The following is a 21,578-nucleotide window of genomic DNA, read 5'->3' as shown; positions in this document are numbered from 1 at the left end:
AAATATTCTACTCCTAAAAATTTAATCTGTCAAGCTATTTTTAGAAAAAATTTGAAATTTCTTTCACATATAAAAATCTGCTGAGTTTCAACAACTCAACAGATTCTCACTTTATATACTCAATGAAAATCAAAGAGCAAATTAGGAAGCTAGCCGCAGGTTGCTCAAAGCACCGCTTTGAGGTTGTAGATAGAACTGACGAAGTCAGTCACATATATACGGCAAGGCGAAGCTGACGTGGTTTGAAGAGATTTTCGAAGAGTATTATTCTTCTATGGTAGAATGCTTATAACCATAAGTAAAGTAAATAATACTTCCTATCAACAAAGCAACTAGGAAAGCAACCCAAGTTTCCATATTATACTGTAACATAAAGGATAAACAAATGATGATTGATAAAATTGGTAACAGAGGTACCAATGGTGTTTTAAACTCGCCCGCTTTGGGCATTCCTTTTTCTTTCCGTAAGCGAATCAGACCATAAGCCAGCATGATCAAGTAAGCCAAGGTACAAATATTTAAGAAGGCTGCGATACTAGCAAGAGGGAACATTCCTGCTGCTACTGCTGAAGCTAGACCTGTCAAGATAGTAGCATTTTTTGGTACCTTGCTTGTTTTGGTCAGTTCTTTAAAGGCAGCAGGTATCAAGCCGTCACGCGCTAAACTGTAAATCATACGTGATAGGGCATAGGTCATCGAAATACAAACTGTAATCAAGGTCAAGATAGCCACTAATGACACATAGTTGGCTGCCCAACTAATCCCAACACTGCGAAGAGCAAAAGCAACGGCATCGTCGACATTTAGATGACTATAGTGAACCACACCAGTCAAGACAAGAGTCACCAAGGCATAAAGAATGGTTACGATTGAAAGTGATAAGACAATCCCTCTCGGAATATTTTTTTGAGGAGTCTTGACTTCATCTACAGCCATAGAGATGGATTCGAAGCCTAAAAATCCAAAGAACATTAAGGACGCACCAGCCATAATACCAGTAGTAGCACCATAAATTTGACCAAAACCATAAGGAGCGAAATTGCTCCAATTATCAAGCTTGATATGCCAAATTCCTACTAAAACAAAGAGAGCTAAAGCGGAAAATTTCAAAATAACTAAAATTGAATTAAAGCGTAATGCTGCTTTAGCATTGAGTAGAACAAGCGAGGTCACCAAGACCAAAACAAGAATAGGCAATAAATCAACAAATGTCCCTGCTTGAGGATTAAAGGTACCATTTAAAGCCTGAGGAAGGGCTATTCCGTATTGAGACAGTAACCCTTTAAAATAAGCTGCCCATCCCGAAGCCACACCAGATATGGCTGTCATGAACTCCATCATGGTTAACCAGCCAGCCAACCAGGCAGGGAATTCTCCTAAGATAGCATAGAGATAGCTGTAAGCACCACCTGTAGCGGGTACTCGAGAAGCAAATTCTGCAAAAAAGAGGGCTGATAATCCCACACACAAGGCAGAAATGACAATTGAAATCACTAGGGCTGGACCAGCAAGCGTTGCAGCTGCAGTACCTGTAATTGTAAAGACGCCCGTCCCTACCATGGCTCCGATACCCAACAAAATCAAATCCCATAACTTCAAATGCCTGTGCATCTCTGTTTTATCCAAACTAACATTCTTTGTTCTAAATATATTCATCTTTGACTCCAAAATAAAATGATGATTCTATTTTACCATAAATATGGGAGATTTGTGAATATTTATAAAATATTTTTCTAAAAAAATCTGACTACATATTGTAATCAGATTTTTATCGATTCTAGTTCATTTCTTTAAAGGCTGCTTCTGCATCTGCATTTCTTATTGCACCAAACTGGATTTTTCCAATCTTGCCTTGGCTATCAATCAAATATTCTGTAGGAATACTTCGGATTTGATAAGCTTGGAAAGTGCTACCCTTGGTATCGTAGAGAACTGGTATATCCTTATATCCTTGTTCCTGGAACCATTTTGGAAATTCTTCTACTGTTTTTTCCCCTTGAAGACCTGGCGCAACGACACTAAGAATTTCAAAATCTCGATCTTCTTTTGCAGCTAATTCCATCAACTCAGGCATACTTTTCTTACATGGACCACACCAGGAAGCCCAAAACTTCAAGTAAACTTTTTTACCCTTATAATCAGATAACTTAACTTCTTTGCCATCCATGGATTGCAAGGTAAAGTCTGGAGCCTCTTTTCCAACAGCAATTTGTTGTACAGGCGTTTGTTGCTGTTGTTTTGGGGCTTGTTCTGGTGCTTGAGTCTTTTTAGACTCTTCCTCCCCACAAGCCATTAATACGACTAATGACAAGAGGCTTAAGCCAGCAAACATTACTTTTTTCATCTTTTTCTCCTTTATTCAAAAATTCCAGCTAGAACATTTACTTGTCCTAAGATTAACAAAATTCCCATTAAAATAATGAGGAAACCACCAATTTTCTTCAGTAGCATCATATGACGCTTGATTTTACTAAAATAAGGCATCACTACACCTGAAGCAAGAGCCAAGAGCAAGAAAGGAATGGCCATACCCAGAGTGTAAATAAGAGTATAGATAGCTCCTTGCCAAGCGCCATTGCCGCCTGAAGCCGCAAGTGCTAAAACAGAACTCAAAACTGGACCAATACAAGGCGTCCAACCAAAGCTAAAGGTAATACCGAGTAAAAAGGCCGACCAATAACGATTGGCTTCTGATTTCTTAAAAGTAAAGCTTTTTTGAACCTCTAATTTCTTAAAATGAAAAATTTCCATCTGGTGAAGGCCCAAAATAATGATAATCGTACCCATGGTATAGCGAAACCAATTGGCATAGAGAATATTACCAAAGTAACCAGCACCAAATCCTAGAATAAAGAAAATAAGAGAAATACCTGCAATAAAGCAAAGTGTTCGAATCAAGCCTGACCACGCAACTTTTCTCCCAAACAAAGAAAAACTTTTTGCACTTTCCTGATCATCCAGCAAAATTCCAGTATAAACAGGTAACAGAGGAAAAATGCAAGGGGAAAAGAAGGACAAGATCCCTGCTAAAAAAACGGAGATTGAAAATACTATCGTTTCCAATAAAAAACCAACTTTCTTAATAATTCTAATCCTATTTTACTATAATCAATTTCATTTGTATGATTTCTGCTACGCAATTTGAATTAGTCTGTACTTGAAATATTTTCCGGTACTAGTTCATTCAGATTCTGGCCCTTTTTTGCCTCCTATACACAAAAAAAGCCTACTGCCCAAGCTAGAAAGCTTGATACAATAGGCTTTTGGAAGGTTGATTATTTAACAGCGTCTTTAAGAGCTTTACCAGCTTTGAATGCTGGAACTTTAGAAGCTGCAATTTTGATTTCTTTACCAGTTTGTGGGTTGCGACCTTTACGTGCAGCACGCTCACGAACTTCAAAGTTACCAAAACCAATCAATTGAACTTTTTCACCAGCTGCAAGGTACTCAGTTACTGCTGCGAATACAGCTTCAACTGCTGCTGCTGAGTCTTTCTTAGTCAATTCTGTAGCTTCTGCTACTTTAGCGATCAAATCTTGTTTGTTTGCCATGTTAACGATTCCTCCAATTTAATTTCTAATTAACAAATATAATCATATCCTAAAATCCCTTTTAGGTCAAGTTAAAAACACTATTTCTTCCCATTTTATTTATTTTTTTAGGAGTGGTAACGTACCAAAATAGCCCAAGCGTTCTCACCCGTGTGAGTTTGAATAATGGAACCCGTTTCCAAAACAGAAATTGGCTTTTCGACATAAGCTTGTAAACTTTCTTTCATCTCTTTTGCCCAATCAGCACTACCAGAATATGAAATTCCAATCTCTGCTACAGAACGTTCAGAGAGAGTTGCTATTAACTCATCTAACCATTTTTTAAAGGTTTTAGCTCCACGACCTTTAACAATTGGCTGCAATTCATGGTCTTTCATTTGCATGACAACACGGATATTGAGAAGGGAGCTCAACAATCCAGTTACACGGCCAATTCGTCCACCTTTTACTAGGTTTTCTAGAGTAGAAACACCAATGTAGAGCTCCGTATGGTTTTTTACCTCTTCAACGTGAGATAAAATTTCCGCCATCTCTTTGCCTTCTTGTGCTAATTTCGCAGCCTCAACAACTTGGAATTTCAAGGCTTGGTCAGTGAAGGAACTATCGATAACTGTCACATCGGCAGTAGACAGGCTGGCACCTTGACGCGCTGCTTCTACAGTCCCTGAAAGAGCATGGGACATATGAATAGCAAGAATCTGGCTACCATCCTTAGATAGGTCTTCAAACACTTCAGCAAAGACACCTACAGGTGGCTGACTTGTTTTAGGAAGATTCTTACTTTCTTGCATTAACTGAAGAAATTTACCTTCTTCTTTCAAATCAGCATCAGAATAAACAACATTATCAATCATTACAGATAGTGGAACAACAGTGATATCTAATTGTTTTACTAGTTCTGGTTCAATAGTAACAGATGAATCGGTTACAATCTTAATTTTTGTCATAGTTGCAATCTTTCTATTTTAGGATTCAGATTGGTTTTCTTACTCTTAATTATATCAAAAAAAGATTAAAAATCCTAATGGAGTCATTCAAATTTTCCTTAAAAATTTGATATAATCTACTTATAAGAAAAGAGGTTCCTATGATAAAAAAAATTTATCCCATTTTAACCATTTTACTAGGTGCTGCTATTTATGCTTTTGGGCTAACTTATTTTGTAGTTCCCCATCATCTCTTTGAAGGAGGGGCGACAGGTATTACCCTCATCACCTTTTATCTTTTTAAAATCCCTGTTTCTCTCATGAACTTGCTGATTAATATTCCCCTTTTCATCCTAGCTTGGAAAATCTTTGGAGCCAAATCCCTCTATTCTAGTTTACTAGGAACCTTAGCTTTGTCCGCTTGGTTGGCTATTTTTGAGCGGATTCCCCTTCATATTGATCTGCAAGGTGATTTACTAATCACTGCCCTTATAGCTGGGATTCTATTGGGAATTGGTCTTGGAATTATCTTTAATGCGGGAGGTACAACTGGTGGTACTGATATTCTAGCTCGTATTCTCAATAAATACACTCATATATCCATGGGGAAACTGCTCTTTATCTTAGATTTTTGTATTCTCATGCTGATTCTCCTAATCTTCAAGGATTTGAGATTGGTTTCCTACACGCTCTTATTTGATTTTATCGTTTCGCGTGTCATTGATTTGATTGGCGAAGGTGGCTACGCAGGTAAAGGATTTATGATTATTACCAAACGTCCTGACCAACTTGCTAAGGCGATTAATGATGACCTAGGAAGAGGTGTTACTTTCATCTCAGGTCAAGGTTATTATAGTCAAGAAGATTTAAAAATCATTTACTGTATTGTCGGAAGAAATGAAATTGTTAAAATGAAGGAAATGATTCATCGAATTGATCCTCAAGCCTTTATAACTATTACAGAAGCCCACGAAATCCTTGGAGAAGGATTTACCTTTGAAAAAGAATAAAAAGAGGTAGTGTAGTGACCTCAAAAGTTAGACTTATTCATCTATCTTTTGGGTTACAGACAACCTCTTTTTTGTTTACTCAATCTCTTAAGACCAATTCCGAGCTAGTTCTTCATCAGCCTTTAACTGATCCACTAATTGGTCGACTGAGTCAAATTTGGTCATATCTCGAATACGATCAAGCCAATAAACCATAACAGTTTCACCATAAATATCTTGATTAAAATCAAAAATATTGACTTCAAAACGTGCTTCTTCTCCATCAAAGGTCACATTTTTTCCAACACTAGCCATAGCACGATACTTCTGTCTTTGAATCTCAACATCAACAACATAAACGCCATCTGCTGGCATATAAGTACGGTCTAAAAGCACCAAATTAGCTGTTGGATAACCAATCGTACGACCACGAGCGTTACCATGAACCACCATACCTCTGGATGGAAGCGGTGCACCCAAAAGTTCTCCTGCTTCTTTCACATTGCCATCTAAAATAGCTTGACGGATACGAGTTGAACTAATCTTTCCTTTCTCATCTTCTACAGGTGGGACAATGATAACTTCTCCATCAAAGTAATTCTTTAAATCTTCTGCCGTTTTTTTGTCAGAACCAAATGTATAATCAAAACCTGCAACAATAATTTTAGCATTCATAGCCTTAATATAGGTTGCAAAAAATTCTTCTGCCGTGAGACTAGCAAATTTGCTACTAAAATCAAGGAGATACAATTCTTCTACGCCTGCTCGTTTTAACTTTCTTTCACGTTCAGCTGGGTTCAAAATATGCAAAAACAAATCCGGATGATAAGGCTCTAAAGCAATCTTTGGAGATTCATTAAACGTCATAACTACGATAGGCAACAAATCTTTCATCGCAGCCTTGTTGGCAACACGAAATAGTTCTTGATGTCCCTTATGTATACCATCAAAATAGCCGAGAACAACTACCGAATCGGATGGTGTGCCAATATCTTTTTGGTTTTTTATAGGAATAGTAATAATCATAAAATAATTATATCATAGTGATAGCTATTTCTGGAACAGAAAATCTGAAATGTCGTTTTTTTAACCTGAAGTGTAGCATTTTAGAAGAATTTTGGTTTTAAAATCAACATAACGTACAAGAGATTGACGTAAGAATCTTGAAATCAGAAAAACGCATCACATCAGCCCTTAAAACTTGATATAATGCGCTTTATTATGAAAAGTTCTAGTAAATTCTTTATAAAATCAACTTCCAGTAGTCTTTTCACTTTTTACTAATAAGTTCCTTCTTCACCTTGGCTAGTCAAGATAACAGGTCCGTCTTTCGTAATCACGAATTGGTGTTCATATTGACAAGATAGGCCACCGTCAATAGTCTTATGCGCCCAACCAGTCTTCATATCTGTATCAATTTCCCAGTCACCCGTGTTGATCATTGGTTCAATGGTCAACACCATTCCTTCACGGAGACGAAGCCCACGACCAGCAATACCATAGTTAGGAACCATTGGTTCTTCATGCATAGTTGGGCCAACACCATGACCAACCAAATCACGCACTACACCGTATCCACGACTTTCAGCATATTCTTGAATAGCTGCTCCAATATCACCGATACGATTCCCAATGACGGCTTGCTCAATACCCTTGTACATAGCTTCTTTGGTTACATCCATCAAGTTTTTCACTTCTTCGGACGGTGTACCTACAGCATATGCCCAACAAGAGTCTGCTAGGCCACCAGAATAGCTCTGAGTGTATTTTTTCATTTGTTCAACATTGTTGAAGTTTAATTTTGAGACATTCAGGTCAGATTTAGCAATTGGACCTCCCAAAACCATATCAACTTTGAGCAAATCACCATCTTTCAAGATATAGTGACGAGGGAAAGCATGAGCCACTTCATCATTAAGAGAGCAACAGGTAGCATAAGGATAGTCCATCATTGCACCGTCGACTCCAATCTGAAGCGGAAGGAAATTTTCTTCCTTACAACGACGGCGGACATACTCTTCAACTTCCCACATATCTACGCCAGGCTTAATCAAATCACGCAAGCCAATATGGATACTTGCTAAAAAATCACCGGCCTTATCCATAGCTTCGATTTCACGAGCTGATTTTAATGTTATCATTATTTCTCCTAGTTTCTAATTAATTTTAACGGTCACATTTGCTTTTGAAACAATCTGATGACCATGATAAATATCGTAATCAATAATAGCTGATCGTCTAGTATGGTGGATAATGCGTGCTTGAATGCGCAGTATATCATCTATCTGAACAGCCTGCAAAAAGTAGATCAGCATTTGCTCGATGATGAGATTGCGCCCACTATTAACAACTAAATCTTGGGTCATATGGGTCAGAATTTCTGCCAAAACACCATTAGCCAAAACACCATTTTTCTCTAGCATAAAGGGCTCCACTGTAATGACTACTTCATCATGGTGATAAGAAAGTTTTTGACCAATCTGCTCTGAAAAAGTTGGTAGAGCCGAAACTTGGGAACGACTCATCTTCTCCATGACATCTCGTCTGGTTACAACCCCAAGCAAGGTTTGATTATTTCGAACAACCGGTACCATTTCAAAGTCTTCAGCAATCATCCGTTGACTCACATTAGCAATATTTGTTGATAATCCAACCAAAAATAGACTACGAGACATGACCTTGTCAATTGTGGTGCTTGGTGACTTATCACCAGCGTCTCTCATGGTAACAACCCCAACAACAACCTGATGTTGATTGATAACTGGGAAACGACTGCTACGATTCTTACGTACCAAGTCCAAATAATCTTTAACAGTGTCAGTCTCTCTCAGAAAACCATACTCATGACTTGGACGATAAAGTTTCTCAACTGTCAGAATATCAGTCTTGATTTGTACATTTGACAGGGCTTTATTTATCATGGTCGCAATGGTAAAAGTGTCATTCTTGCTTCTCAGAACAGGAATCCCTTTTTGATTGGCCAGTTTAAGCACATCATCATGGACCTGAAATCCACCTGTAACCAGAACTGCATTTTCATTTTCCAGCGCTAGTAATTGGATACGGGTACGGTCTCCGACAATCAGGAGCCCACCATCGTGAAGGTAGGACAAGATATTTTGTTCAGTCATGGCACCAATTGAAAACTTACTAAATTCTCTCTCTAAACCTTCTTGCCCAGCCAAAACCTCAGAAGAAGTCACTTCTGCAATTTCAGCAAATGTTAATCTCTCGATAGCAACTTTCTGAGATTTAACACGAATAGTACCACTTCTTGGTCGAGTCTCTACTATTCCACGATTTTCCGCTTCCTTGATAGCCCGATAGGCCGTTCCATCACTGACTCCTAGATGGTTGGAAATGCTTCGAACACTGACCCTTTTACCAACGGGTAATTCTTCCAAATAACTTAGAATTTCTTGGTGTTTACTCATTAATTTCTCCCTTTACAAAGCGAAACTCAAGATAATCTCGCATTTTCCTTGTATAGCGATCACTTCCTTTAAATTGCCGAATTAAACGGAATCCAGACTTAAGAGCAACTTTTTGGCTAGCTTTATTTTCAAGGTGAGTAATGATGGATAATTGTTTTAAACCAAATTCCTCAAAAGAAAGCTGACAAAGTTTTTTAACAACTTCTGTCATAAAACCTTGACACCATATATCTTTTCTCAAAAAATAACCAAGTTCTGCTTCTTTTTTAATTTCATCTAGCTTCTCAAACTTAATTGAACCAATCATTTTTTCAGTTTTCTTGTCACAAATAGCCCATACTCCTAATGGAGATTTCATAAAATAATTGGCCAGTGCATATTGACTCTCTTCCAAACTAGCTTGACTTGGAAAAATGAATTGTAAATTTTCTGGATTTGAAGCTATCTCATGGAAGTCCTGACTATCACTAAAAAAGAAAGGACGCAAATACAAGCGATCCGTTTCAAAAAAAGAAAACATTGCTAATTTGGTCCAAATATTCATAAACACCTCTACGGTTTATTCTTCAACAAGTGTAATATCCGCTCCTAGATTACGTAATTTTTCAATAATATCCGAATAACCACGTAAAATGAACTCAATATTTGTTATTTCAGTTTTACCTTCAGCCATCAGTCCAGCAATGACAAGTGCAGCACCAGCTCTAAGGTCAGTAGCTTTTACATTTGCACCACGTAAACTACGGCCACCAGTATATAAAATATGGTCGTTTGTAGTCGTAATATCTGCGTCCATCTTTGCTAGTTCAAAAACATGGTTTACTCGTTTTTCATAAATGGTATCAATAATGGTACCACGACCCTCTGCTGTTAACAAGAGAGGAGTAATTGGTTGTTGCAAGTCAGTAGCAAAGCCTGGGTAAGGAGCTGTCTTAATATTAATTGCTTTCAAATTAGACTGTTCTTCGACAAAAATACTGTCCTCCGATACAGTCATTCTCACTCCCATTTCTTCCAACTTAGCAATGAATCCTTCTAGGTGTTCATAAAGAACATTATTAATCCGAATTCCCTTACCAACTGCTGCAGCTAAGGAAATATATGTTCCCGCTTCGATACGATCTGGAATCACCTGATGACGCGTTCCATGTAATCTTTCAACACCATCAATAATGATGATATTGGTTCCAGCACCACGGATATGGGCACCCATATTATTCAATAGAGTAGCAACGTCAATAATCTCAGGTTCACGGGCTGCATTTTCAATAATAGTACGACCATTTGCTTTAACCGCAGCAATCATCGTATTAATCGTCGCACCGACACTAACCGTATCCATGTAAATACTTGCACCATGAAGTCCTGTATCTTTAGCAGATAACTTCATGTTATCTCCCTCGTAGCTAACAGTTGCTCCCATAGCTTCAAAAGCCTTAAGGTGTAAGTCAATAGGGCGAGGTCCCAAATCACATCCACCAGGTAAACCAACAGTAGCTTCACCAAAGCGACCTAAAAGACTTCCATAAAAATAATAAGATGCACGAAGACTATTGATTTTTCCGTATGGCATTGGAATATTCTTAACACCTCTTGGATCAATCTCTAACACATCATCATATCTCTTAACAGTAGCACCCATTAATTCCATGATTTCGACAAGACTAGCAACATCGGAAATATCTGGCACACAATCCAAAGTTACAACATCATCTGCCAAAATAATAGCTGGAATCAAAGCTACAACACTATTTTTTGCACCACTAATGGTAATCTCACCTTGCAGGGGCAAACCACCATTGATAACAATTTTTCTCATTTTAAATTTTTAATACTCTTTCAAAATTTCTAAAAAGGTCCTACTCTAAAGTATATCATAAATTCACCCTTTTTTCCATCATTTTCAATTATATTAGCTGAATCCTATTTATTGGTAACTTAACTTTCTTAAAAGTTATGCCCCTTTTTTGCACCCTGAACACAAAAAGGCTCTATAATATTTGTAGTGGGTAAATCCTCTATAGATATTATGGAGCCTATTTTTGTGTAGAAAAAAAGTCCCATAAGATCTATAATGAAAAGCGACGAAACAACTCATTAGAAAGAATCATATGGAACCATTACATTTTATCATAAAACTGCTCGATATCAAAGACCCTAATGTCCAATTTATGGATATCATCAATAGGGATACTCACAAAGAAATCATCGCTAAACTAGATTATGAGGCACCATCTTGCCCTGATTGCGGAAGTCAAATGAAGAAATATGACTTCCAAAAACCGTCGAAAATTCCTTACCTCGAAATGACTGGTATGCCTACTAGAATCCTCCTTAGAAAGCGTCGTTTCAAGTGCTATCATTGCTCTAAAATGATGGTCTCACAGACCTCTCTCGTCGAGAAAAATCACCAAATTCCTCGTATTATCAACCAAAAAATTGCTCATAAGCTGATTGAAAAGACTTCTATGACCGATATTGCACATCAGCTTTCCATTTCAACTTCAACTGTCATTCGCAAGCTCAATGACTTTCGCTTTAAGCATAACTTTAGCCAACTTCCTGAGATTATGTCCTGGGACGAGTATGCCTTAGCTAAACAGCTTTTCCCATGTGCTAAAATCGTTCTCGACCGCTTTCACATTGTCCAACATCTCAGCCGTGCTATGAGTCGTGTCCGTGTCCAAATCATGAATCAATTTGAGCGAAAATCTCATGAATACAAGGCTATCAAACGCTACTGGAAGCTCATCCAGCAGGATAGTCGTAAACTGAGTGATAAACGTTTTTATCGCCCTACTTTTCGTATGCACTTAACAAATAAAGAAATTCTAGACAAGCTTTTGAGCTATTCAGAAGACTTGAAATTCCACTACAATCTCTATCAGCTCTTACTTTTTCATTTCCAGAATAAAGAGCCAGACAAATTTTTCGGACTTATCGAGGACAATCTAAAGCAGGTTCATCCTCTTTTTCAGACTGTCTTTAAAACCTTCCTAAAGGACAAAGAAAAGATTATCAACGCCCTTCAACTACCCTACTCCAACGCCAAATTGGAAGCTACTAATAATCTCATCAAACTTATCAAACGAAATGCATTTGGTTTTCGGAACTTTGAAAACTTCAAAAAAAGGATTTTTATCGCTATCAACATCAAAAAAGAAAGGACGAATTTCGTCCTTTCTAGATCTTAGCTTTTCTTCAACCCACTACAGTTGACAAAGAGCCCACAAAAATAGCCCTTCGGATAAAATCCGAGGGGCTTAAAACGTTGTTAGATCAACGATTATTTTTTAAGGTTGTAGAATGATTTCAATCCACGGTATTCTGCTACTTCACCAAGTTGGTCTTCGATGCGAAGCAATTGGTTGTATTTAGCGATACGGTCTGTACGTGAAAGTGAACCTGTCTTGATTTGTCCTGCGTTAGTTGCAACTGCGATGTCAGCGATTGTTGAATCTTCAGTTTCACCTGAACGGTGTGATACAACGGCAGTGTAACCAGCTTCTTTCGCCATTTCGATAGCGTCGAATGTTTCAGTAAGAGTACCGATTTGGTTAACTTTGATAAGGATTGAGTTAGCAGCACCTTCTGCAATACCTTTTTCAAGGTAAGAAGTGTTTGTTACGAAGAAGTCGTCACCAACCAATTGAACTTTACCACCAAGACGTTCAGTAAGAGCTTTCCAACCGTCCCAGTCGTTTTCATCCATACCATCTTCGATAGTGATGATTGGGTATTTGTTTACCAATTCTTCAAGGTAGTCGATTTGTTCTGCAGCAGTACGTACAGCAGCACCTTCACCTTCAAATTTAGTGTAGTCGTAAACTTTACGTTCTTTATCGTAGAATTCTGATGAAGCACAGTCAAATCCGATAAATACGTCTTTACCTGGAACATATCCAGCAGCTTCGATAGCAGCAAGGATAGTTTCAACTCCGTCTTCAGTTCCTTCAAAACGAGGAGCGAATCCACCTTCGTCACCTACGGCTGTTTCCAAACCACGAGATTTAAGGATTTTCTTAAGAGCGTGGAAGATTTCAGCACCCCAACGAAGAGCTTCTTTGAATGATGGCGCACCAGCAGGTACGATCATGAATTCTTGGAAAGCGATTGGAGCGTCAGAGTGAGAACCACCGTTGATGATATTCATCATTGGAGTTGGAAGAACTTTAGTGTTGAATCCACCAAGGTAGCTGTAAAGTGGGATTTCAAGGTAGTCAGCAGCAGCACGAGCTACAGCGATAGACACACCAAGGATTGCGTTTGCACCCAATTTACCTTTGTTAGGAGTACCGTCAAGAGCGATCATAGCACGGTCGATAGCTTGTTGATCACGTACATCGTAGCCAATGATAGCTTCAGCAATGATGTTGTTTACGTTGTCAACAGCTTTTTGTGTACCAAGACCACCGTAACGAGATTTGTCACCATCGCGAAGTTCAACTGCTTCGTGTTCACCAGTAGAAGCTCCTGATGGAACCATACCACGTCCGAAAGCACCTGATTCAGTGTAAACTTCTACTTCAAGTGTTGGGTTACCGCGTGAGTCTAGGACTTCGCGAGCGTAAACATCAGTAATAATTGACATTTTTTACTCTCCTTATGAGTTAAATTTTTTACACCTCTATAATACCTTAAAACCCCTCCTTTTTCAAGAAAAAACGTTATCTTTGTGCAAATTTTCCTTAACTTTATAAAGTAATCGCTTTCTTTTGTCTGTTTTATTCTATCTTTTATGATATACTGTTTTCATGACAGATTTATCAAAACAATTACTTGAAAAAGCTCATGGTGGAGCAAAATTAAATCCGGATGAGCAAAGACGCTATCTTGGTACTTTTGAGGAAAGAGTTCTTGGATATGCAGATATTGATACAGCAAATAGCCCTCAGTTAGAAAAAGGCTTTTTATCCATTTTAGAAAACCTTCAGGAAAAAGCAGAACCACTATTTGTGAAGATTTCACCAAATATCGAATTTGACAAGCAAGTTTTCTACTTAAAAGAAGCTAAAGAAACTGATAGTCAAGCTACCATTGTATCTGAAGAGCATACTTCTTCTCCTTTTGGCCTGATTATCCATAGCAATGCACCAGTTCAAGTAGAAGAAAAGGACCTTCGACTTGCTTTTGCAAAACTTTGGGAAGATAAAAAGGAAGGTCCAGCCAAAACATCCTTCTGGAAGAAATGGTTTGGCTAAATCTTGCGCATATTTAATAAATGCCCTATATTGGCAGCCGTGTGCTCCAAATAGAGACTGGCATTTTTCAAACTATCTTCTAGAGGTTCACTTTTCTCCAAAATTGAAAAAGCCGCTTGGATATTCTCAAATGGTAGGGAAGGTAAATCCTCAGCAATACTACCACAAATAGCAATGACAGGAACTCCGATAGGGGTTCTTTTTGCAACACCTATCGGCGCTTTACCTGCTAAACTTTGACGATCTAGCCTTCCTTCTCCAACAATAACCAAGTCAGCATCTGCAACTTTCTTATCAAAGCTAATTAGGTTCAAGCAGGTATCAATTCCAGACACGATATTTGCCTGAGCAAAGGCACACAAACCGCCAGCAATGCCTCCACCAGCTCCTGCTCCTTTAAGTTCCAATGTTGCAGGGGAGACTTTTTCATAAAAATCTTGGATTGCCTGATCTACGACTGCAAACATAGTAGGATCTAGACCTTTTTGCTTGCCAAACGTGTAGGTCGCACCTTGATAACCACATAAGGGACTCGTGACATCTGCTAAAATACGAATTTGAACATCTTCAGGAATTTCATAGCGATTTTCTGTTGAAACAGAAGCTAAATTTAGTAAGGACTGACCGCAAGCGGGCAAGACATTTCCATCCCTATCATAAAATCGATAACCTAAACCAGCAGCGATCCCAATTCCTCCGTCATTACTGGCCGTGCCACCAACGCCGATATAGATTTCTTTAATCCCTTGAGCAATGAGATGACGAATCAACTCTCCAATACCACAAGTCTGAATTTGAAGTGGATTTCGTTTCTCTATCGGAATTTTTCCAAGGCCAACTAAGTCAGCCACTTCAAATAGTGCCAGTTGTTCTTTTTGAAAATAGCTCATGGCTTCTTTTTGTCCAAAAGGGCCTGTCACTTGGATCCATTTTTCTTCAATGTCAAGAGAATGTCGAATAGAATCTACTGTACCTTCGCCACCATCACCAACAGGGCAGAGGAGACATTCTACATCTGCTATCGATTGTTGGAAGCCTCTTTTTATTGCTTCAGCTACCTGATCAGCGGTCAAGCTTTCTTTAAATGAATCTGGTGCAATTACAATCTTCATATTTTCCCTCATTCTAAACAGTCAATCAAAGGAAGAACTTCTAAAAAATCCCTCTTGTCAACATGATTCGGTATTTCTTTTTTGAGCACTTCTTTGGCACAAAAAGCAATTCCCAGTCCTGCTGACTTCAACATTAATAGGTCATTTGCCCCATCTCCGATTGCAACAGTTCTTTCTCTAGGAAGTTGCAGTTCCTTTCTCCATTGTTCTAGAGTATCTTTTTTGACCTGGGGACTGATAATTTGTCCAACTAATTCCCCTGTTAGAAAGCCACCTTTGACTTCAAGTTGGTTGGCAGAAAAATAGGCAATTCCAAGAGATTTTGCTAATCTCTCAACTATTGGAGAAAATCCACCGGACACCATACCAACTAGGATAGCATTCCTTTGGAGAATAGAAATGAATTCCTGGGCATTTGGCGATAGATGAATAGAATTGAAGACTGTATCAAAGACCGAAATAGGAAGGCCTTCCAACAAGAAAACTCTGTCTCGTAAACTCGTTTCAAAATTCAACTCTCCTCGCATTGCCTGACTTGTAAGCTGCGCAATTTCCGCCTCACGACCTGCCTCTCTTCCCAACAAATCAATCACTTCTTCTAGGATTAAGGTGCCGTCAACATCCATGACACACAAGCCTTTTACTTGGGACATCAGTTCTCCTCTCTAAACAGCCTAAAAATCGTATGAAGTCATCATACGATTTTATCTATTAATTAACTAAACTATGGTACAAGTCAAGGTATGACCTGCAGGCTGTATCCCATGAGAAATCACACTCCATAGCTTGTTTTTGTAGGTTTCTCCAAACATCAGGATGGTTTCTATACAAGTCCAATGCTGTTTGGAAAGTCCAATTTAACCAGTAAGGAGATAGATTGTCGAAGCTAAAGCCAGTACCGCTTCCTTCGATTGGATTGAAAGCACGAACGGTATCTCGCAAGCCACCAACTTCATGAACCAATGGCAAGGTTCCGTAACGCATCGCCATCATTTGAGACAAGCCACACGGTTCAAAACGACTTGGCATGAGGAAGAGATCACAAGCAGCGTAGATTTCTTGAGCTAGTTTGACATCAAAAGTGATATTTGCTGATAGCTTGTCTGGATAGATTTGAGCAAACCATGAGAAAGCTCCTTCAAAGGCTGGATCACCAGTTCCTAAAAGAACAATCTGAACATCATTTTGCAAGATATGGTGCAGACTTTCCACCACCACATCAAAACCTTTTTGACGTGTCAAACGAGAAACAATTCCCACCAGTGGAACGTCAGTTCTAACTGGCAAGCCTACTCTCTCTTGCAATTTTGCCTTATTCTGGGCTTTACCAGACAAATCATCCTGATTAAAATGATAGTCTAAAAGGACATCCGTCTGAGGATTATACAGGTCAGCATCAATCCCATTCACGATACCAGAAACTTTACCAGACTCCATTCGAAGAATCTGATCTAAGTTACATCCAAACTGACTAGTCATAATTTCATGGGCATAGCTAGGCGATACAGTTGAAACACGGTCTGCGTAAAGAATTCCAGCCTTCATCCAGTTCAGACAGTTATTCCAGCGAAGGGTGCCATCAGCGTATCGTTCAAAGCCAACTCCAAACAAATCACCCAACATTCCTTCTGAAAATTGTCCTTGGAATTCTAAATTATGAATAGTTAAAACAGTTTTTATTCCTTGATAGGCTTGAATCCAACGGTATTTTTCCTTCAACAAGAAAGGAATCATAGCTGTATGGTAGTCATGAACATGGAGAAGATCAGGAATAAAGTCAATCCTTTCCATAGCCTCAATGGCAGCCAGTTGGAAAAATGCAAAGCGCTCTCCGTCGTCAAAATCACCGTAAACATGACCACGGAAGAAATAATATTGATTGTCAATAAAGTAGAAGGTCACACCATTTAGTACTGTTTTCTTAATTCCACAGTACTGTCTGCGCCAACCAACACTCACCTCAAAATGAAGAACATCTTCAATCTGATTTCCAAATTTAGCCTCTACCATGTCATAGTAGGGGAGAATTACTGCAACTTCATGTCCTGCTTTTACCAGTGATTTTGGAAGAGCGCCAATGACGTCTCCCAAACCACCTGTTTTTGAAAAGGGTGCACCCTCTGCTGCTACAAATAAAATTTTCATGAATGAATATCCTCTGTTACTTTAGCACCTTTCTTAACGACGACTGGATGTTCTGCAGTTCCACGGATCACAACTCCATCCGCAACTTCAACACCCTTGTCCAAGATAGCATATTCTACCTGAGCTCCTTCTCCAATAACAACACGAGGGAATAAGATGCTATCTTTAACCAAGCTATCCTTATGGACATGAATATTACGTGATAAAACAGAATTAGCCACTTGACCTTCAATAATACTACCAGAGGCAAACTGAGAAGTGCTTACCTTGGATGTATTAGCATAATAAGTTGGCTCTTCGTTTTTGACCTTTGTATAAATCTTTTGATTTGGTGAGAAGAGAGAGTAGAATTTTTGTGATTCAAGCATATCTTTGTTAGCTTTGTAATAAGACTCTACAGAGTGAATGTTGGCTAGGTAGCCTGTGTACTCGTAGGCAAAAGCCCCTTCTTTTGCAGCCAAATCCCGTAAAACATAGCGCAACTTCTCTGGATGTTCTTTTTTAGCTTCTTCTTCCAAGCGTTCAATCAACCAAGGTGTATCAACGACAAAGATATCTGTAGACATGTTATAGATTTGATCTGGTAACTTGCTATCAAAGAGTTTATGAGAACGAACATGGTCTGTTTCATCCACTTCCAAGATTGCGTTTACTTCTGAAATGTCTTTCTTAGATAGTTTTTTATAAACTACAGTGATAGGCCCTTTTGTTGTACTATGTAGATGGAAAACTTGGTTCAAATCAATATTAATCAAAACATCACAGTTAAGTGAAACTGTTTGGTTTGAGCCAGAACGTTTCAAATAAGTAAGAAGCTGTTGGTAGTATTCTTTTCCAACTGTACTACTTTCCACACGGGTATTGTAAATACCTAGATAGTAGTGGCTAAGAAGAGTTGACAATCCCCACTCACGACCAGAACGGATATGGTCAAAGACTGAGCTAATATTATCTTGTTGGAAAATACCAAAGATACTACGGACACCAGCATTAGCAAGACTTGAAAGTGGGAAGTCGATCAAGCGATATTTACCACCGAAAGGCAAACTAGCCACTGGACGATGGTCTGTCAGTGTTGACATATCATGAAAACCAACTGTGTTTCCTAAAATGGCAGAATATTTATCAATCTTCATCTGTTGCTACCCCCACTACTTCATCATATCCTACAACCTGTACTTCTTCTGTCCCATCAATTTCGACACCATCAGAAATAACTGCACCTTCACCAATAATGGCACGTTTGATTTTAGCTCCCTGACCGACAATTGCACCACTCATGATAACTGAATCTACTACTTCTGCCCCTTCGCGAACTTGCGCACCTGTTGAGAGGATAGAATGTTTAACAGTTCCATCTACGAAACAGCCATCGACAACCAAGGAATCTTCCACATGAGCATTTGCCCCAAGGAAGTTTGGTGGTGAAATTAAGTTTCTTGAGTAAATCTTCCATTGACGGTTACGGCTATCTAAGGCATTTTCTGGAGAAATATACTCCATGTTCGCTTCCCAAAGAGACTCAATTGTACCAACGTCTTTCCAGTAACCATTAAATTCATAGGCATAGACACTTTCACCTGACTCAAGGTAGTTTGGAATAACATTTTTACCGAAGTCTGACATATCGACATTGCTCTTTTCAGCAACAATAAGCATATTGCGGAGACGTTGCCAATCAAAGATATAGATTCCCATAGAAGCTTTGGTAGATTTAGGTTGAGCTGGTTTTTCTTCAAATTCAACAATACGATTGTTTGCATCTGTATTCATGATACCAAAACGGCTAGCTTCCTTAAGAGGAACATCAAGAACTGCTACTGTCAAACTAGCATTATTATCCTTGTGAGACTGGAGCATATCATCATAATCCATTTTGTAGATATGGTCCCCAGATAGAATCAAAACATACTCAGGGTTTACACTGTCGATATAATCAATATTTTGGTAAATGGCGTGGCTAGTCCCCTCAAACCAACGATTTCCTTCACTTGCAGAATAAGGTTGAAGAATAGAGACACCAGAATTGATACCATCTAGTCCCCAGCTTGAACCATTACCAATATGGTTATTGAGAGCAAGTGGTTGGTACTGTGTAATGACTCCAACATTGTTGATGCCTGAGTTGGCACAGTTTGAAAGAGCAAAGTCAATGATACGGTAGCGCCCACCAAATTGCACAGCTGGTTTTGCGATGCTTTGAGTAAGTTTACCGAGACGAGTTCCTTGCCCACCAGCAAGAATCAAAGCTAACATTTCATTCTTCATTTTCTACTCCTTTTTGGTTTTTACTTGTGACGGTTTTAGTAGGTTTCAAGCGACGTTTGATTTTCCAGATACTTGCTCCCATAGCTGGCAAGGTGAAGGTCAAGGTCTGCTCATAATCCTTCCATAAGCCTTCTTGAGTCTGAACTGTTTGATTGTGCTCTTTCCACACACCTCCCCATTCTTCTAATTCTGTATTCCAAACTTCTTCGTAAATACCTGCAACAGGTAAACCAATCGTAAAGTCCTTACGTTCAACTGGTGCCATATTAAAGACACAGACTAACATTTCGTCCTTCTTGCCCTTACGAATAAAGGAAAGGACACTCTGATCTCTATTATCAGCATCGATAATCTCTATACCATCATAACTAGTATCAATTTCCCAAAGACAGCGATGGTCTTTATAGAATTGATTCAGTTGTGAAGTGAAATGCTTCATCTTGGCATTCATTGGATCTTCTAGATTAGACCATTCTAACTGCTCCTCGGACTTCCACTCGAGGAATTGTCCGTACTCACTACCCATGAACAAGAGTTTCTTACCTGGATGACAAATTTGATAGGTGTAGAGATTGCGCAGACCAGCGAACTGATTGTAGCGATCCCCCCACATCTTATGCATCATACTCTTCTTACCATGAACTACTTCATCATGTGAGAAAGGCAGGAGATAGTTTTCATTGAAAACATACATAAAGCTGAAAGTCACAAGATTAAAGTCATACTTGCGATAAATCGGATCTTCCTCGTAGAAACGGAGAATGTCGTTCATCCAGCCCATATTCCATTTATAGTCAAAGCCAAGGCCACCCATTTCTTTCATACCAGTAATCTTTGTCGCTGATGAACTTTCTTCTGCAATCATCATGATATCTGGATGAGCTAACTTAATCACTGTGTTCAACCGTTGAAGGAAATAATAACCCTCGTAGTTAAGGTTTCCACCGTCCTTATTTGGAGTCCAAGGAGCATTATCATAATCTAGATACAGCATATTGCTCACTGCATCGACCCGGATACCATCTAAGTGGTAAAAATCAATCCAAAATTTAATACTTGAAATCAAGAAAGACTGGACCTCATTTTTCCCAAGGTCAAAATTCAGCGCACCCCAACCATAGTTATGAGCCTTGTTGTGGTCTTGGTATTCAAAAGTTGGTGTGCCGTCATAATATGCCAAGGCATCATCATTAATAGTGAAATGACCTGGAACCCAGTCTACGATAACACCAATGTTATTTATATGACACTCTTCAACGAAATCTTGGAATTCCTCAGGTGTACCATAGGAATGTTCAAAAGCAAAGTAACCCATAAGTTGATAGCCCCAGCTCAATCCAAGTGGGTGAGCCATTAAAGGCATGAACTCAATATGTGTATAGTTCATCTCAACTAAGTATGGAATCAACTCGTCTTTCAGTTGCGAAAACGTATAGGGACTACCGTCTGGATTTCTCTTCCAAGAACCTGCATGAGCCTCGTATATATTAACTGGTCTCTCAAAAAATCCCAGACGTTTGCGACGTGCTAGCCAAAGGCCATCTTTCCATTTCTTTTCACGGATATTGGTCAGAACTGCCCCTGTACCCGGTCTAGCTTCAAAATAAACTGCCAAAGGATCAATCTTCATAATCTGGTGACCATTTGCACGCGTGATATGATATTTATAAATCTGACCTTCCTGAGCTTGACTCGTAAAGACTTCCCAAACACCTGCTTCATTACGAACCATAGGAATTTGATTCTCAACCCAATTAGTAAAATCACCAACTAGATGAACTGCTTGTGCATTTGGTGCCCAAACCCTAAAGGTATAGCCTATTTCTCCGTTTTTCTCCTCTCTATGCGCTCCTAAATAATGCTGGAGGTGAAAGTTCTCACCTGTAGTAAAGGTTCTTAATGCTTCTTGATTATTCATTCAATCCCCTTTCTTTTGTAAGCGTTTTCTATAA

General features: G+C 38.9%; 20 protein-coding genes. 3 read left to right on the top strand and 17 right to left on the bottom strand.

Annotated features, from left to right (window positions below):
• Positions 1-264 precede the first annotated feature (264 nt).
• From M1G12_RS00705 to M1G12_RS00685, 5 genes are all read right to left on the bottom strand, one after another.
• Positions 265-1,656: an APC family permease gene (locus tag M1G12_RS00705; protein ID WP_247949215.1), complete on the bottom strand. Its 1,392-nt coding sequence runs from the start codon at positions 1,654-1,656 to the stop codon at positions 265-267.
• 121 nt (positions 1,657-1,777) lie between these two features.
• Positions 1,778-2,344 (bottom strand): thiol-disulfide oxidoreductase-associated lipoprotein SdbB, encoded by a 567-nt coding sequence (gene sdbB, locus M1G12_RS00700; protein WP_024057793.1) that lies wholly within the window; start codon positions 2,342-2,344, stop codon positions 1,778-1,780.
• 11 nt (positions 2,345-2,355) lie between these two features.
• On the bottom strand, positions 2,356-3,063 hold the full coding sequence (gene ccdA2, locus M1G12_RS00695) for a cytochrome c biogenesis CcdA family protein (protein WP_247949214.1): 708 nt from the start codon (positions 3,061-3,063) through the stop codon (positions 2,356-2,358).
• A gap of 212 nt (positions 3,064-3,275) precedes the next feature.
• A complete protein-coding gene (locus M1G12_RS00690; RefSeq protein WP_001284640.1) occupies positions 3,276-3,551 on the bottom strand; it encodes an HU family DNA-binding protein in 276 nt (91 codons plus the stop codon).
• A 107-nt stretch (positions 3,552-3,658) separates the two neighbouring features.
• Positions 3,659-4,498, bottom strand: a complete 840-nt coding sequence (locus M1G12_RS00685; protein WP_247949213.1) for a DegV family protein — start codon at positions 4,496-4,498, stop codon at positions 3,659-3,661.
• A 140-nt stretch (positions 4,499-4,638) separates the two neighbouring features.
• On the opposite strand from M1G12_RS00685, the gene M1G12_RS00680 reads away from it, so the two are divergent.
• Complete coding sequence (locus tag M1G12_RS00680) at positions 4,639-5,487, top strand: YitT family protein (protein WP_247949212.1); 849 nt, start codon at positions 4,639-4,641, stop codon at positions 5,485-5,487.
• Between the two features lie 87 nt (positions 5,488-5,574).
• Here the strand turns inward: M1G12_RS00680 and M1G12_RS00675 are convergent, their stop codons facing one another.
• The 5 genes from M1G12_RS00675 to M1G12_RS00655 form a co-directional block, all read right to left on the bottom strand.
• Positions 5,575-6,492, bottom strand: coding sequence for a bifunctional riboflavin kinase/FAD synthetase (locus M1G12_RS00675; protein ID WP_247941949.1), 918 nt, complete (start codon positions 6,490-6,492; stop codon positions 5,575-5,577).
• 254 nt (positions 6,493-6,746) lie between these two features.
• Positions 6,747-7,607: a methionyl aminopeptidase gene (locus M1G12_RS00670; protein WP_000631540.1), complete on the bottom strand. Its 861-nt coding sequence runs from the start codon at positions 7,605-7,607 to the stop codon at positions 6,747-6,749.
• A 15-nt stretch (positions 7,608-7,622) separates the two neighbouring features.
• Positions 7,623-8,900 (bottom strand): CBS-HotDog domain-containing transcription factor SpxR, encoded by a 1,278-nt coding sequence (spxR, locus tag M1G12_RS00665; RefSeq protein WP_045606875.1) that lies wholly within the window; start codon positions 8,898-8,900, stop codon positions 7,623-7,625.
• Complete coding sequence (locus tag M1G12_RS00660) at positions 8,893-9,444, bottom strand: GNAT family N-acetyltransferase (protein ID WP_084865556.1); 552 nt, start codon at positions 9,442-9,444, stop codon at positions 8,893-8,895. Before M1G12_RS00660 ends, spxR begins: the two co-directional genes overlap by 8 nt.
• Before the next feature lie 15 nt (positions 9,445-9,459).
• Complete coding sequence (locus M1G12_RS00655; RefSeq protein ID WP_084865554.1) at positions 9,460-10,719, bottom strand: UDP-N-acetylglucosamine 1-carboxyvinyltransferase; 1,260 nt, start codon at positions 10,717-10,719, stop codon at positions 9,460-9,462.
• A gap of 292 nt (positions 10,720-11,011) precedes the next feature.
• On the opposite strand from M1G12_RS00655, the gene M1G12_RS00650 reads away from it, so the two are divergent.
• A complete protein-coding gene (locus tag M1G12_RS00650; RefSeq protein ID WP_247949211.1) occupies positions 11,012-12,094 on the top strand; it encodes a transposase in 1,083 nt (360 codons plus the stop codon).
• Positions 12,095-12,186: 92 nt separating this feature from the next.
• On the opposite strand, the gene eno is transcribed toward M1G12_RS00650, so the two are convergent.
• Complete coding sequence (gene eno / locus M1G12_RS00645; protein WP_000022821.1) at positions 12,187-13,491, bottom strand: surface-displayed alpha-enolase; 1,305 nt, start codon at positions 13,489-13,491, stop codon at positions 12,187-12,189.
• A gap of 163 nt (positions 13,492-13,654) precedes the next feature.
• Here eno and M1G12_RS00640 point away from each other — a divergent pair, with 163 nt between their 5' ends.
• Positions 13,655-14,101 (top strand): DUF1694 domain-containing protein, encoded by a 447-nt coding sequence (locus M1G12_RS00640; protein ID WP_000131072.1) that lies wholly within the window; start codon positions 13,655-13,657, stop codon positions 14,099-14,101.
• On the opposite strand, the gene M1G12_RS00635 is transcribed toward M1G12_RS00640, so the two are convergent.
• Genes M1G12_RS00635 through glgB form a run of 6 tightly spaced genes read right to left on the bottom strand, consistent with a single transcriptional unit; the run spans position 14,098 to position 21,544 of the window.
• On the bottom strand, positions 14,098-15,213 hold the full coding sequence (locus M1G12_RS00635; protein WP_023947479.1) for a glycerate kinase: 1,116 nt from the start codon (positions 15,211-15,213) through the stop codon (positions 14,098-14,100). The genes M1G12_RS00640 and M1G12_RS00635 overlap by 4 nt on opposite strands.
• Positions 15,214-15,221: 8 nt before the next feature.
• The gene (gene serB, locus M1G12_RS00630) at positions 15,222-15,866 is read right to left on the bottom strand and encodes a phosphoserine phosphatase SerB (RefSeq protein ID WP_004254255.1); all 645 of its coding nucleotides are present in this window, start codon (positions 15,864-15,866) and stop codon (positions 15,222-15,224) included.
• A 58-nt stretch (positions 15,867-15,924) separates the two neighbouring features.
• The gene (gene glgA, locus M1G12_RS00625; RefSeq protein ID WP_247949210.1) at positions 15,925-17,358 is read right to left on the bottom strand and encodes a glycogen synthase GlgA; all 1,434 of its coding nucleotides are present in this window, start codon (positions 17,356-17,358) and stop codon (positions 15,925-15,927) included.
• Complete coding sequence (gene glgD, locus M1G12_RS00620) at positions 17,355-18,494, bottom strand: glucose-1-phosphate adenylyltransferase subunit GlgD (protein ID WP_247949209.1); 1,140 nt, start codon at positions 18,492-18,494, stop codon at positions 17,355-17,357. Before glgD ends, glgA begins: the two co-directional genes overlap by 4 nt.
• Positions 18,484-19,626, bottom strand: coding sequence for a glucose-1-phosphate adenylyltransferase (locus M1G12_RS00615; RefSeq protein WP_023947473.1), 1,143 nt, complete (start codon positions 19,624-19,626; stop codon positions 18,484-18,486). Before M1G12_RS00615 ends, glgD begins: the two co-directional genes overlap by 11 nt.
• Complete coding sequence (gene glgB, locus M1G12_RS00610; RefSeq protein ID WP_247949208.1) at positions 19,616-21,544, bottom strand: 1,4-alpha-glucan branching protein GlgB; 1,929 nt, start codon at positions 21,542-21,544, stop codon at positions 19,616-19,618. Before glgB ends, M1G12_RS00615 begins: the two co-directional genes overlap by 11 nt.
• Positions 21,545-21,578: the final 34 nt, after the last annotated feature.

The organism is Streptococcus mitis, from assembly GCF_023110375.1.
Taxonomy (GTDB): domain Bacteria; phylum Bacillota; class Bacilli; order Lactobacillales; family Streptococcaceae; genus Streptococcus; species Streptococcus mitis_CI.
The sequence above is the reverse complement of the archived record's forward strand: the minus strand, read 5'-3'. Positions and strand labels throughout refer to the sequence as shown.